14 protein-coding genes are annotated in these 12,767 nt (G+C 64.3%); 4 read left to right on the top strand and 10 right to left on the bottom strand.

Going from position 1 to position 12,767, the window contains the following annotated elements; all coding sequences use genetic code 11:
- Positions 1–11: 11 nt before the first annotated feature.
- The 8 genes from GJ695_RS18100 to trhA all read right to left on the bottom strand — a co-directional run bounded on the left by GJ695_RS18100 (position 12) and on the right by trhA (position 5,119).
- Entirely contained in the window at positions 12–206 is a 195-nt protein-coding gene (locus tag GJ695_RS18100) for a hypothetical protein (RefSeq protein WP_154367143.1), read from the bottom strand.
- Positions 207–235: 29 nt separating this feature from the next.
- The gene (locus tag GJ695_RS18095) at positions 236–967 is read right to left on the bottom strand and encodes a LytR/AlgR family response regulator transcription factor (protein ID WP_154367141.1); all 732 of its coding nucleotides are present in this window, start codon (positions 965–967) and stop codon (positions 236–238) included.
- A gap of 4 nt (positions 968–971) precedes the next feature.
- Positions 972–2,051: a sensor histidine kinase gene (locus tag GJ695_RS18090; RefSeq protein WP_154367139.1), complete on the bottom strand. Its 1,080-nt coding sequence runs from the start codon at positions 2,049–2,051 to the stop codon at positions 972–974.
- Positions 2,051–2,764, bottom strand: a complete 714-nt coding sequence (locus tag GJ695_RS18085; protein ID WP_229260581.1) for a LiaI-LiaF-like domain-containing protein — start codon at positions 2,762–2,764, stop codon at positions 2,051–2,053. The genes GJ695_RS18090 and GJ695_RS18085 overlap by 1 nt, the downstream gene beginning before the upstream one ends.
- Positions 2,761–3,141: a LiaF transmembrane domain-containing protein gene (locus tag GJ695_RS18080; RefSeq protein WP_154367137.1), complete on the bottom strand. Its 381-nt coding sequence runs from the start codon at positions 3,139–3,141 to the stop codon at positions 2,761–2,763. Before GJ695_RS18080 ends, GJ695_RS18085 begins: the two co-directional genes overlap by 4 nt.
- Positions 3,142–3,280: 139 nt before the next feature.
- Entirely contained in the window at positions 3,281–3,439 is a 159-nt protein-coding gene (locus GJ695_RS29655; protein ID WP_166454923.1) for a hypothetical protein, read from the bottom strand.
- A 167-nt stretch (positions 3,440–3,606) separates the two neighbouring features.
- A complete protein-coding gene (locus GJ695_RS18075) occupies positions 3,607–4,488 on the bottom strand; it encodes a LysR substrate-binding domain-containing protein (RefSeq protein WP_166455275.1) in 882 nt (293 codons plus the stop codon).
- A gap of 13 nt (positions 4,489–4,501) precedes the next feature.
- Positions 4,502–5,119 (bottom strand): PAQR family membrane homeostasis protein TrhA, encoded by a 618-nt coding sequence (gene trhA, locus GJ695_RS18070; RefSeq protein ID WP_154359913.1) that lies wholly within the window; start codon positions 5,117–5,119, stop codon positions 4,502–4,504.
- Positions 5,120–5,414: 295 nt separating this feature from the next.
- Between trhA and GJ695_RS18065 the strand changes: the two genes are divergently transcribed.
- The 3 genes from GJ695_RS18065 to GJ695_RS18055 are packed head-to-tail and all read left to right on the top strand — an operon-like array spanning position 5,415 to position 9,520.
- Positions 5,415–5,795: a BlaI/MecI/CopY family transcriptional regulator gene (locus GJ695_RS18065; RefSeq protein WP_154367133.1), complete on the top strand. Its 381-nt coding sequence runs from the start codon at positions 5,415–5,417 to the stop codon at positions 5,793–5,795.
- Complete coding sequence (locus GJ695_RS18060) at positions 5,795–7,393, top strand: M23/M56 family metallopeptidase (RefSeq protein WP_154367131.1); 1,599 nt, start codon at positions 5,795–5,797, stop codon at positions 7,391–7,393. Before GJ695_RS18065 ends, GJ695_RS18060 begins: the two co-directional genes overlap by 1 nt.
- 3 nt (positions 7,394–7,396) lie before the next feature.
- Positions 7,397–9,520 carry a TonB-dependent receptor plug domain-containing protein gene (locus tag GJ695_RS18055; protein WP_154367129.1) on the top strand — a complete coding sequence of 708 codons (2,124 nt, stop codon included), beginning with the start codon at positions 7,397–7,399 and terminating at the stop codon, positions 9,518–9,520.
- Here GJ695_RS18055 and GJ695_RS18050 read toward each other — a convergent pair whose 3' ends face one another.
- Positions 9,521–9,856, bottom strand: a complete 336-nt coding sequence (locus tag GJ695_RS18050; RefSeq protein ID WP_154367127.1) for a hypothetical protein — start codon at positions 9,854–9,856, stop codon at positions 9,521–9,523.
- Between the two features lie 130 nt (positions 9,857–9,986).
- Between GJ695_RS18050 and GJ695_RS18045 the strand changes: the two genes are divergently transcribed.
- The gene (locus GJ695_RS18045) at positions 9,987–11,057 is read left to right on the top strand and encodes a patatin-like phospholipase family protein (protein WP_154367125.1); all 1,071 of its coding nucleotides are present in this window, start codon (positions 9,987–9,989) and stop codon (positions 11,055–11,057) included.
- On the opposite strand, the gene GJ695_RS18040 is transcribed toward GJ695_RS18045, so the two are convergent.
- On the bottom strand, positions 11,054–12,754 hold the full coding sequence (locus GJ695_RS18040) for an FAD-dependent oxidoreductase (RefSeq protein WP_154367123.1): 1,701 nt from the start codon (positions 12,752–12,754) through the stop codon (positions 11,054–11,056). The two genes, GJ695_RS18045 and GJ695_RS18040, sit on opposite strands and share 4 nt — an antisense overlap.
- Positions 12,755–12,767 lie beyond the last annotated feature (13 nt).

Raw genomic sequence — 12,767 nt, 5'->3', positions numbered from 1 at the left:
GCCCGCGATCATCATTTTTTCTCAAGAATTTTATCCAGAAGCTCCTGCGGAATCTGCTGCCCGTTCGCGCTCAGGACGCGGATGGTTTCGTGCAGAAGCTGGAGCTTCTGTATCTTCAGCACCGCGCCGGCGATGATGCCGACTATCGGAATCAGCAACGCGACAATCGGAATTAATATCGGGGACACCGTGGTAAGCCAATTCATTTTTTTCTCCTTTGGTAAATACTGCACCGTTACTGCATCACGGTCTTGATTTTCTGATAGCCGGTACGGCTGATGGGAAGCCTGCTGCCGTCCTTGAGGATCGCCGCATAACTGTCCTTGGTCGCCTGCTCGATACGTTCGACATAAGCGATGTTGACGATGTAGGAGCGGTGTATGCGCAAGAACTGCTCGGCGTCGAGTTGTCCTTCAAGCTCGGTCATGCGCTGATTCTTCAGATACGATTTTCCTTCCGAGCGGATCTGCACGTAATCGTCCTGCGCTTCGATAGACTCGATCTTGTCGGCATTGATCACATGGACCTTGGCGCCATCGCGTATCAGCACGCGGCCCAGCGGCTTGTTGCGGCCGGTGGCCTCACGCACCATCTTCTCGACCGCGCCATCGCCGGCGCCGAGATTGGCGCGCGCATGCGCCAGCGCCTGGTCGAAACGCTGCTGGCTGAAAGGCTTGAGCAGATAATCCAGCGCGTGGAATTCAAACGCCTTGATCGCATACTGGTCGAACGCCGTGGCAAAGATGTAGCGCGTTTTGCCGCCCGCCAGTTCGGCTACCTCAAAACCGTCCAGCTTCGGCATCTGGATATCCAGGAACACCAGGTCCGGCGACAACTCGGTAATCGCCTTCACCGCCTCGAAGCCGTTGGCGCATTCGGCCACGATCTCCACGTCGGCATGCTCGGACAGGTATTCGCGCACCACGCCGCGCGCCAGCATTTCGTCGTCCACAATGATGATACGCATTGCCCTACTCCCCTTCTTCGCTTGTTTGCGCGGGCATTGTGATGTCCACGCCAAAGCTGTTGTCCTTCCGGCCCCAATGGATGCCGGCTTCATGCTTGTAGACGCCCGACAGGCGCTGGCGCACATTGGTCAAGCCGATGCCGTGGCCCTCGCTGCGGATCGACCCCATATCCGCGTCCACCGGATTGGCTACGCCGATATGCAGTATCGAGCCGGCGCGCCGCGCGGTGATGCGCACCGTGCCGCCCTCCGGCATATTGCAGATGCCGTGCTTGACGGCGTTCTCCACCAGCGGCTGGATGATCATCGGCGGCACCAGGCACTCGGCCGCGCCCTCGCCGATCACTTCCTCCACTTGCAGGCGCTCGCCGAAGCGCACCTGCTCGATCGCCAGGAAGTGGCGGATCAAGATCATCTCCTCGCCCAGCGTGACCTTCCTGTGCGCCTCCATGCCCAGGCTCTGACGGAAGAAGCTGGCCAGTTCCAGCGTCATGCGCCGCGCCGCCTTGGGATCTTGCGACGTCAGCGCGCTGATCGAGTTCAGGCTGTTGAACAGGAAGTGAGGATCGATCTGCGTGCGCAGCATGCGCAGTTCGGCCTCCTGCGCCATCAGCAGCGATTCCAGCTCGCGCTGCTCGGCGTTCTTGGCGCGCACGAATTCGATCACCAGATAGTGCAGCGCCGCCGCAAAGCCATACAGCAGCACGCCCAGCACCACGATCAGCAGCGACAGATGCGGCGTGATCTCGATGCCACTCCAGTGCACGCCAGGCAACAGGCAAAGCCCATTCCACAGATTGCCGATCACCAGCCACAGAAAGCCCGACACCACGGCCGCAAACGTCAGCACGAACGCGATCTGCCCCGGCCGACGTCCGCCCAGCGGGTAGGCGCGGCACAGGTAGTAGGCCGAGTAGCCCGCCGCAAAGGCGTACACCAGGTTCAGCGGGATGGCGAACAGCATGGCGTTGGCCAGCGGCGCGTCGCTGGCCACGGAGATCACGCCGCCAAGCGCGCAACCGAGGAACAGCCACACCAGCAGGTAGATGACCAGGCCGCGCCGGGTGGAGGATAACTCCAGCATCAGTTGCGCACTTCCAGTCCGCCCATGATGACGTAGCCGCGCACGATCAGCTGCTTGCCGGTGCTGGTGGGCGGTACAGTCTTCTCCTCAAAGCCGCCCATGATCGGTGTGCCGTCCAGTACCACGGTCCAGTCGATCGGCACCTTGATGGTGATGCCGCCGAACAGCGCATACACATTCAGCACCGCCTCGCCGTTGATTGACGACTGGCGCAGGTCCAGGTCGCAGCCGCCCATGATGGCGGTGATCTCGCCGCCGCGGAATTCCGGCGTGGTGATGCGGCGCTTGAAGCTGCCCATGATGGCGGTGGCGTTGATCAGCGTGTCGTCGCTGTCCTTGTGATTTTCCGTGAAGAAGGCGGTGGACGATGCCTCGGCGCGCCGGTTGGATTTGAACACCACCGCCACGCCGGCCGCGATCATGAACACCGGCCACAAGGTGCGCCAGTCGATGTTCAGCCAGCCCATTTCCTTCAGCATGAACAGGCAGCCCACCACGACCATGATGCCGCCCACGACCACACCGGACTGGCTGCGTGTCTGCAGCACTTTCAGGATGCCGGCGGCGATCAGGATGGTCGGGAAGACGTGGATGCGGAAATCGAAATCCAGCCAGCCCAGGTTATCGAGCAGGAACATCATGCCCACGCCGATGACGAACAGGCCGATGATCATCTGCGTGACCGGGCTACGCTCGCGGCGACGGCTTTTCATGCTTGCTCCTTGACCGATGGTGGGAAGATATTATCCAGCAGCGGCCGCAGCATCATACCCACGCCCCAGGCCACCAGCAGCGCCGGCCAGGTCTGGCCGAAGCCCAGGCCCCAGATGTGGTTGAAGGAGACGTACCACCAGCCGGCAAAGAAGATTTCCCACCAGCCTTCGGTGAAATGGCGCGAGGTGGTCGGCGGAATGATCTTGGTGACGCCGCTGACGACAACGAGCCACGGCCACCAGCGCCAGAAGTGCGCCGGGTTCAGGTCGATGTCCAGGATGTCCAGTTGCGCCAGCAGGATGACGGTGCCGGCGATAATCAGCGCCAGGCCCCAGACCAGCTGTTTGCGCCAGCGGTAGGCAATGTCTGCATTCATGTTAGTCCCCCAAGTCGGTATGAATAGAACAATACCGGGGAACGGCTGGCGGGGAAACCGCTATTCGGCGAACGGCGGAAAAGCGCCGGTGAACGGCGAAAAAAAACGCACGCCGTCGGCCGGGTGCGTTTTGGGACGGTCAGTTGCGGCCGTTGCCGACTTTTTGTTCGAAGGCCATCAGGCCCCAACCGAGCTGCCGGCGGATTTCTTCCGGGGTTGGAGGCGGTTTCACCTCGTGCGAACGGCGCTCAAGGTAGGCACGTACCACGTGCTTCGAAGGGTGAGTAGTCTGCGTCATGATGACCTCCATGCGGCGGCAACATCGTTGATCTGGTGCCGGTACTTGAGGCTACCGGCTTACCTGCTGCCGAGCTGCTCATCCTTGGGAGATGCGCTCCAGGCACGCAAGGCCAGTGTAGCCACGCGCCCGATTTCGCTCTGTACGGGCCCGCACACTACTACTGCTCAGAGTTTTTGCTGCAAAAACTCCAGGAAGCAGCTGATGCGCTGCGCCAGCAGCGTGTTGCGGTAGTAGACCGCGTGGATCTGCTGACGATAGCCGGTGTAGTCGGCCTCCAGCACCTTGACCAGGCGGCCGGCCGCGATATCGTCGCGGGTCATGAAGTCCGCCAGGCAGACGATGCCCTGGCCCGCCAGCGCCAGCTGGCGCAGCGTCTCGCCGCTGGACGCCGACAGCGACGGCGTCACCGGCAGGCTGTTGCCGCTGGCGTGACGCAGCGGCCACTGGTTGCCCAGCTCATACTGCACAAAGCCCAGCAGCGAATGCTGCGCCAGGTCTTCCGGCGTTTGCGGCGTGCCGTGACGCGCCAGGTAGTCCGGGCTGGCCAGCACGTACAGCGGACTGGAAGTGAGTGCGCGCGCATGCAGCGTCGAATCATTCAGCGCGCCGATGCGGATGGCGATGTCGGTGCGGTGCTCGATCAGGTCGGCGATCTGGTCGTTGCTGCTCAACTCCAGGCGGATGTCCGGATACATGGCGCGGAATTCGGCCATGTGCGGCACCACGCAATGCAGCATGAACGGCGAGGCGGCGTCGATGCACAGGCGGCCGGCCGGCTTCTGGCGGCGGATGCGGATGGTTTCTTCCGCCTCCTCCATCGCGCCAAGGATGGCGCGGGCCTTCTCCAGGAACAGGTGGCCCTCTTCGGTCAACTCCATGCGGCGCGTGGTGCGCGTCAGCAGCGAGGTGGCCAGCTTGTCCTCCAGCCGCGACAGCGCGCGGCTGACGCCGGACGTGGTCTGCCCGAGGTGCACCGACGCCGCGCTCAAGGTGCCGCTGTCGATGACGGTGATGAAGGTTTTTAAATCGTCCGAATTGATTTCCACGGGTGTTCCATCCTTACGCCACATAGAGCATGACAGCGCCGAAATGGCATGCGCTGCCGCCCAGTACAAACAAATGCCAGACGCCGTGTCCGTAGCGCCATTTGTGGTCGGTGACGAAGAAGGCGATGCCCACGGTGTACACCAGGCCACCAACCGCCAGCCACATAAATCCGTTCCAGCCCAGCGCGTCGATCAGCGGGCTGGCGCCGATCACGCCCACCCAGCCCATCGCCACGTAGATCAATAGTGAGAGCACGCGCGCGCCTTTGGCGAACAGCAGCTCCTGCACGATGCCGATCAGCGCCAGTCCCCACACCACGCCAAACAGCGACCAGCCCCACGCGCCGCGCAGGCTGACCAGCGTGAACGGCGTGTAACTGCCGGCGATCAGCAGGTAGATGGCGCAATAGTCCATCTGCCGCAGTACGTCCTTGGCGCGGCCGCGCAGGCTGTGGTACAGCGTCGACGTCAGGTACAGCGCCAGCAAGGTGGCGGCGTAGATGCTGCAACTGACGACCTTCCAGGCATCGCCGCTGCGGGCCGCCTGGACGATCAGCAATGTGCCGCCAATGGCGGCCAGCGCAGCGCCGACGGTGTGCGTGATGCTGTTGAAGCGCTCTCCGTAATACATATGTGGTTCCAATGCACAGGTGGCTGCGGCTGGGATAGCTGCGGCCACAGGCATTGTATAGCGCTATGCAGCTTCTCGCCGCCGGTTTCATGCCGCTACCCGCGCCGCGCTACCCTTGGTGCCGTCGCGCACGACCGTGCTTTCTTGCTAATTAGCAAAAGATTCATCGTAACATATTTAGAATTTATCCAAAGCAATGTTACAAAATGATATATCCTAATTTGATATGCATCATGGGTTGACGGATTTGCGACATGTGTCGCATAATCATCCCATTAGTCGCATAGGGGTAAATATGTCTGTCACGATTCCTTCCGTCAGCGAGCTGACGTTGCTGAAAGTGCTGTGGAAACAGCAGCCGTTGAGCGCGCGCGAAATTCATGATGCCGCAGCCGACGAGTTGGGCTGGTCGTTTTCGTCCACCCGCAAGACGCTGGACCGGATGCTGGAAAAGCAGATGATCGGCATGCAGACGGTGCACGGCATCAATGTCTACAGCGCGCGGCTGGAGAAAGTCGGCACCCTGGCCGCCTTCGCGCACGATTTCGGCCGCCGCGTGATGGAGATGGATGCGCCGCTGCCCGTGGCCATGTTCACCGGCAGCAAGCTGGTCGACCAGCAGGAGCTGACACAGCTGGAGCAGATGCTGCAAGACTGGCCGGCAGACGGCGAATAATGGCGGGCGCTTACCTGTTGGCGTTCCAGTGGCTGCTGGCGTGCGTTGGCTGTGTGGCCGCCGGCATCGCCACTTGGCTGCTGCTGAACGGCGCCGCGCGCCTGTGGCCGGCGTTGCGGACCCGACGTGCGGTCTGGCTTGCAGCGCAATGCGTAGTCGCCACCACCGCTGTCCTGGCCTTCCTGCCACACAGCGCCCAGATAAGCCTCACACCACAAATTGACCTCGGCCCCGCCGTCGCTGCGGCCAGCCAGGAGGCCGATGCCGCCGACGCGGTCGCCGCTCCCCGCGCGAACGAGATCGCCGCCGCACGCGCCGTGACCCGCGCCAACGCTGCGCCGGCCGCCGCGCCACAGGCGACTGGCCATGCCAATTCCGGCAGCCGCGCACTGCCGCTCCTCGCCGCGCTCTGGCTGCTGCTTTACGCCGCCGGCCTGGCCCGCGCCGTCACCAGGCAACTGCGCGCCCATCGCCTGTGGCGCGACCTGTTGGCCTCCTCCAGGCGCCTGACGCCTATCGAACTTCAAGGCCACAGCGCTTTCACCGCAAGCCAGCTACGCGAAATCGCCAGGCACAAGCTGACCGTCCTGCGCACCGACGCCGCCGTCTCCCCCATGCTGATCGGCATCCGCCGCCCGCACCTGCTGCTGCCCGCCCATCTGGACGCCCTCAGCACCACGCAACAGCAAATGATCATCGCCCACGAACTGCATCACTGGCGCGTCCGCGACCCACTGTGCCTGGGCATCGCCGCCTCCTTGCAGACGCTCTTCTGGTTCAATCCCGCCCTGCGCTGGATGGCTCGGCAAATGGAATGGGCACTGGAACTGAGCTGCGACCAGCACGTCCTCGCCGGCCGCCCGCAACACCAGCGGAAGCAATACGCCGCCTCCCTGCTCCAGCAATGGACCACGCGCACGCCAACCGGCGTGGCCGCCTTCAACGGCGCCACCATCGCCGCACGCATCCGCCAGATGCAGAAGGACGGCCTGCCGGCCCTGAGCACCGCCGCCGCCTGGCTCACCGCCGCCGCATTGTCGGCCATCCTGGCCATCGGCGCGCTGCTGCAACCGGCGCTGGCCTTCAGCGTGCCGGCACCGGCCGCACCAACTATCGCAGCAACACCAGCGGCAACGACGGTCGCTGAAACCTGGCGCGCACCGCTCGACAAAGTCCGCGTCACCAGCTTCTTCGGCGTCACCCGCAGCATCCTGCCGACGCCACACAAAGGCATCGACTTCGCCGCGACCAAAGGCACGCCAGTCCACGCCACCGCCAGCGGCACAGTGATCTCCGCCGGCCCGTTGGCCGAAAACGACGGTCGCTACGGCAACGCCGTCATCATCGACCACGGCGCGCAACGCTCGCTGTACGCGCATCTGAACAGCGTCAGCGTCCAACCAGGCCAGCACGTGCAAGCCGGCCAGCTGATCGGCGCCGTCGGCCAGAGCGGCTTCGCCACCGGCCCGCATCTGCACCTCGAAGTGCGGCGGAGCGGCCAACTCGTTGACCCGGCCACCATGCTCACCAACCTGGACGCCTACGCCACACCGCGCGCCCTCAAGGTCCGCCGCCAGCAACTACCCTCGAAGGGATAAGCCATGTCAGTACCACGCATCACCGGCAGCCTGCTGCTGGCGGTCTCCGCTTGCGCCTGCGCTTCTGAAACGCCGGAGCCGCAACAAGTCCAGATCAGCGGATCGCGCAGCGACCAGCGCCAGCGCGAGACCACCACCGCCATCGTCATCAACCACGCGGACATCATCCGCCAGGGCGACCAGACGCTGGCCGATGTGCTCAAGCGCCTGCCCGGCGTCAGCATCACCGGCACGCCGGGACAAGGCGGCGCCATCCAGATGCGCGGCCTGGGCAACGGCTACACGCAGATCCTGCTCAACGGCGAGCCGGTGCCCGCCGGCTTCTCGCTGGACGCCATCGCACCGGAGACCATAGAGCGCATCGAGATCCTGCGCAGCGCCACGGCGGAAACCAGCAACCATGCGGTGGCCGGCGCCATCAACATCATTCTGAAAAAAGCGGCAACGCGCGGCCAGCGATCGATCAGCGCCAGCGTGGCGCGCCAGCACGGCGTCAACACGCCGGCCTTGAGCGCGCAGTTGTCGGACCAAAGCGACGCTTATTCCTACAGCCTCGCCGCCACGCTGACGCGCAAGCGCAGCGAAAAACCATTCGCCGAATGGCAGGAGCAGCGTGATCCGGCCGGCGTCGCCACGCTGCTGCGCTACACGCCGCAAACGGAATCCGGCCGCACCGACGCCCTGACGCTGACGCCGCGCCTGAACTGGAAACTGGCCGACGGCGACACGCTCAGTTGGCAAAGCTTCGCCTACGTCCGCCGCGTCGACAACCTGGCGCGCGCCGACGAGACAGTGCTGCTGGGCGAGCATAGCGAGTATCCGCACAACTCCGCCAACTTCGTCGCCAACTTCGTCATGCTGCGCAGCGATGTGAACTGGACGCACCCGCTGGCCAACGGCGACAAGCTGGAAATGAAGCTGGGCGCCAGCAGCAACCGCCGCACCGGCACCTTCGACTTCCACGGCATGGATGCGGATGGCAAGCCGCTGGGGCGGCACCACGTCGATTCCGGGCCGGTGGAGAACAGCGTGACCAGCACCGGCACCTATCGCCATCCGGTCGGTGACAGCCATGCGATTGCGCTGGGCTGGGACGCCAGCCACGCGGTGCGCAGCGAAGACCGCAACGAAACGCTGTTTAACGGCGACGGCGCGCAGACCGGCGCCAACAACGCGGACTACACGGCCAACGTCAATCGCCTGGCAGTGTTTGTGCAGGATGAGTGGCAGATCACCAGGCGCTATTCGCTGTATCTCGGCCTGCGTCACGAACGGCTGGACACCGCCAGCCGCGCGGTGGCCGCCAACGCACCAGATGCGCTGGATAGTTCGTCGGCAGTGTGGAGTCCTTCGCTGCAATCGCGCTACGAGCTGGCCAACAAGGATGTGGTGCGGGTGGCGGTCAGCCGCACCTACAAGGCGCCGGAACTGGTGAAGCTGGTGCCGCGCCGCTACACCAACGATAACAACAACAATCCGACCAATCCGGATGAACAGGGCAATCCGAACCTGCGGCCGGAGCTGGCGTGGGGGCTGGATGCGGCGTATGAGCACTATCTGGGCGGCGGTGCGCTGGTCAGCGTCAGCACCTATCTGCGGCGCATCCGCGACGTGACGCAATCGCGGTTGTTCCAGCAGGATGGCGTGTGGGTGGAAGCGCCGTTCAACGACGGCAACGCCAGCGCGCATGGCATCGAGCTGGAAGCCAAGCTGCCGCTGACCAAGGCGCTGGACGTGCGCGCCAACGTGGCGCGCAACTGGTCGCGCGTGGACAATGTGCCCGGGCCGGACAACCGTCTGGAATCGCAGACGCCGGCCACCGCCAACTTTGGCTTGGACTACCGCTGGTCCCAGCTGACCGTCGGCGGCAACCTGAACTACCAGGCCGCCGGCCCGGCGCGCCAGTCCGTGCAGGTGCTGACCGGCACCAGCCCGAAACGGGAACTGGACCTGTACGCCCTGTGGAAATGGAACGCGAAGACGCAGCTGCGCTTTTCCGCCACCAACCTGCTGCACCAGCAAGCCAGTGAAACCTACAGCTACACCGACAACACCGGCACCATGCGCCGCCTGCGCCTGACGCCAACCCAGGCCACCCTGCGCATCATGCTGGAACACCAGCTGTGATCAGTGAACGTTGCGGGCGATGTAATACACGGCGGCGGTAAGCCCGGAGCATACCGCTGTCATCCAGACCAGCAAGCGCCATGTTTGGGCTTCCATTGCCTTGTAGAGTTCGGTCCGAACCTTCTCGACATCAGCTTGCGTAGCAAAATGAGCCATTGTGCCTTTAATGCCGGCAACATCAATTTGCAAAGCGGCTACCGCTTCCTGCAACACGCTCTGCCCTTCCCGCAAAGCTTTCAGCTCCCCTAATATCGCTTCGCTGTTAGCTTGCATGACAGCCGTGCGAACCAGCAAGGTTCGCAGCAGGTCTTCCGTAGATGTATTGGCTGCGTCCATAAGGTTAATGATTATCCTCGCACTGTAGCGCGTCAAGCCAAACGACTGTGCAATATCGAATAGATCAAACTTTGCTGTGGTATGGTTGCGGGCTATGACGCATGAATCGTATAAACCATATAAACGCTGCATGGTACTGGGAGGTGGTGGTTTCCGTTTCGGGATCTACATCGGCATGTATGCCGCCCTGCGGCAGGCCGGCAAGGCGCCGGATGTGCTGCTGGCCAGCTGCGGCGGGGCCATTGCCGCCGCCATCATTCATAACCTGCCCGATCCCGCCGCGCAGCGCGCCTGGCTGTCGTCCGAGGAGATGTACCGCTTCTGGTGCAGCCTGCGCGCCACTGAACATGCCGCGCTGCTCGGCACCCTGGCGCGCGCCGCCAGGCGCAAGCTGTCCAGCGCCGCCGCGCCAGTCATCCCGGACCTGTTCAACGATTACCTGTTCGAGATTCCGCCGCAACTGCCCTTCCCGCCCGCCAGCGGCGCGCCGGAAGTGGATGTCGCCATCCTCGGCGGCAAGCTGCTGTTCACGCCTGCGGATGTCGGCCAGCCGCGCGGCCAGCGCAAGCTGTTTGCGGAGACGGTGTTCTGCAACCAGCGCGCCGCAGCGGCGCTGAAAGACATGGACTCGCCGCTCGGCGATCCGCGCTGGGGCGAACACGCCGTCGCGCGCGAACTGCTGACCGATACCAGCGTGCCGGTCACCGACGCCGCCCGCATCTCCATCGCCGACATGATCTACTTCCGCTGCGCGCAGTATCGCGGCGAGGAATACATCGGCGGCGTGGTCGACCTGTTCCCGGTCGAAATCGCCCGCGCGCTCGGCCAGGAAGTGATCATGGAATTCAAGGAAGCGTTCGACCAGGTGTTTTCGATTCCCGCCTGGCGCTCGGTGCTGGGCGTGGACGGCAATGCGCGCCTGCGTTACGCCAACAGCCACCTGGCCGACATGCGCATCGATTCATCGGATGTTTCGGTGGTGCTGGAAAAGCAGCAGATGCAGCAAAAGCTGGACTGGCTGCGCAACCGCATCGAGCTACAAATGCCGCCGAGCCACGACATCTTCATCCAGCACATGAACGACCAGTGGCAGTACGGCTACGACCGCGCGAAGGAAGCGCTGGCGCGGCCGTTGCGCCAGCAGCCGCCGGTGCGCCGCGCCAACCGCCACAGCAAGCCGCTGAGCAGTATCGAGCCTTAGAGCAGGTCCGAAGCCAAGGCCTGGTGCAGCGAGGCCACCGCCGCCGAGCCTTCGCCGACAGCCGCCGCCACCCGCTTGACCGAGCCGCTGCGCACATCGCCCACCGCGAAGATGCGCGGCCGGCTGGTCTCCAGGAAGTGGCGCTGGCGTTCCAGCGGCCAGCGTTCCGCCGGCACGTCCGGCCCCGTGAGCACGAAGTTCTTGTCGTCCAACAGCACGCAGTCGTTCAGCCACGCGGTGCTGGGCTCCGCGCCGAGGAACAGGAACAGATGGCGCGCCGGCGCCTCGCGCGGTTCGCCGCCGGCGCTTTGCCAGCAGATGCTTTCCAGCCGGTCCGTGCCGCGCAGTTCGACAATCTGCTTGTGCGTGTGCAGCGTGATCTTCGGCGACGCTTCGATACGCTGGATCAGATAGCGCGACATGCTGGCCGCCAGCCCGCCCGAGCGCACCACGATGTGCACATGCTTGGCGTGCGCCGACAGGAACACCGCCGCCTGCCCGGCGGAGTTGCCGCCGCCGACCACCACCACTTCTTCATCGGCGCAGAAGTTCGCTTCCATGAACGAGGCGCTGTAATAGACGCCGCGTCCTTCAAAGCGCTCCAGCTCCGGCAGATTCGGCTTGCGGTAGCGCGCGCCGCTGGCGATCACGATGGAGCGGGCACGCAGCTTTTCGCCGCTGTCGATCTCGATGTCGTAGTCGCTGCTGTCGCACTTGACGGCGCTGACCGCGACCGGCACCGCCACCTCGGCGCCGAACTTGCGCGCCTGCGACAGGCCGCGCCCCGCCAGCGCCTGGCCGGTGATCCCGGTCGGGAAGCCAAAGTAATTTTCAATCTTGGAGCTGGAGCCGGCCTGGCCGCCGGGCGCCTTCGCATCCAGCACCGCCACGCTCAAGCCTTCCGACGCCGCATACACGGCGGCGGCCAGGCCGGCCGGGCCGGCGCCGACCACCACCACGTCGAACAGGCGGCCGTCGATGCGGTCCGGGCTGATGCCGATGCCGTCGGCCAGCTGGCGCAGCGTCGGCCGGCGCAGCACTTCGCCGTTGAGCATGACCACGGCCGGAATATCGTCGGCCGTGACGCCGAAGCGCGTCATCAGCTTGTGGGCTTCGTCGTCGGCTGCGATGTTGGTGTCGAAGTAGGCGGCCGGCTGGCCGTTACGGTTGAGGAAGTGGCGCAGCACCAGCGTCTGCTGCGAATCGCGCGCGCCAAACACCACCACGCCGCCGGTCTGGTCCTGCATGTAGGCCACGCGCCGCAGGATGAAGGCGCGCATGATGGTTTCACTCAATGCCGCTTCCGAGATGACCAGCGTGCGCAGCGATTCCTCGTCGATGACGATCAACTCACTGTCGGTCACCACGCGCGCGGTGGCGACGGCGGCGCGGCCGGCCAGGGCGCCCATCTCGCCGGTGAACATGCCGGGGCCGTGCGTGCCGATGATGGTCGAGCCGAGCGCCGAACCGCGCTCGACCTCGATCGAGCCGGAAATGATCACATACATGGAGATATGGCGGTCGCCCTGGCGGAACAGCACGGTGCCGGCGGCGAAGCGCTGGCGTTCGCCGTAGCGCAGCAGCACGTCGAACTGCTCTTCGCTCAGGGTCGGGAAAATCTGGTGACGGCGGTTGCCGATGTCGGACGACGCCAAGTGTGGGGCGGTGTTGTGGCCTGCCCCGGATTGCTGTTCCATGCCGTATCCTCGC

Source organism: Duganella alba, from assembly GCF_009674495.1.
Taxonomy (GTDB): Bacteria; Pseudomonadota; Gammaproteobacteria; order Burkholderiales; family Burkholderiaceae_D; genus Rugamonas; species Rugamonas alba.
The sequence above is the reverse complement of the archived record's forward strand: the minus strand, read 5'-3'. Positions and strand labels throughout refer to the sequence as shown.

Excerpts from the sequence above, each read along its gene's own strand:
- GJ695_RS18100 (WP_154367143.1), bottom strand. The coding sequence starts at position 206 with ATGAATTGGCTTACCACGGTGTCCCCGATATTAATTCCGATTGTCGCG.
- GJ695_RS18095 (WP_154367141.1), bottom strand. The coding sequence starts at position 967 with ATGCGTATCATCATTGTGGACGACGAAATGCTGGCGCGCGGCGTGGTG.
- GJ695_RS18090 (WP_154367139.1), bottom strand. The coding sequence starts at position 2,051 with ATGCTGGAGTTATCCTCCACCCGGCGCGGCCTGGTCATCTACCTGCTG.
- GJ695_RS18085 (WP_229260581.1), bottom strand. The coding sequence starts at position 2,764 with ATGAAAAGCCGTCGCCGCGAGCGTAGCCCGGTCACGCAGATGATCATC.
- GJ695_RS18080 (WP_154367137.1), bottom strand. The coding sequence starts at position 3,141 with ATGAATGCAGACATTGCCTACCGCTGGCGCAAACAGCTGGTCTGGGGC.
- GJ695_RS29655 (WP_166454923.1), bottom strand. The coding sequence starts at position 3,439 with ATGACGCAGACTACTCACCCTTCGAAGCACGTGGTACGTGCCTACCTT.
- trhA (WP_154359913.1), bottom strand. The coding sequence starts at position 5,119 with ATGTATTACGGAGAGCGCTTCAACAGCATCACGCACACCGTCGGCGCT.
- GJ695_RS18065 (WP_154367133.1), top strand. The coding sequence starts at position 5,415 with ATGTCTGTCACGATTCCTTCCGTCAGCGAGCTGACGTTGCTGAAAGTG.
- GJ695_RS18060 (WP_154367131.1), top strand. The coding sequence starts at position 5,795 with ATGGCGGGCGCTTACCTGTTGGCGTTCCAGTGGCTGCTGGCGTGCGTT.
- GJ695_RS18055 (WP_154367129.1), top strand. The coding sequence starts at position 7,397 with ATGTCAGTACCACGCATCACCGGCAGCCTGCTGCTGGCGGTCTCCGCT.
- GJ695_RS18050 (WP_154367127.1), bottom strand. The coding sequence starts at position 9,856 with ATGGACGCAGCCAATACATCTACGGAAGACCTGCTGCGAACCTTGCTG.
- GJ695_RS18045 (WP_154367125.1), top strand. The coding sequence starts at position 9,987 with ATGGTACTGGGAGGTGGTGGTTTCCGTTTCGGGATCTACATCGGCATG.
- GJ695_RS18040 (WP_154367123.1), bottom strand. The coding sequence starts at position 12,754 with ATGGAACAGCAATCCGGGGCAGGCCACAACACCGCCCCACACTTGGCG.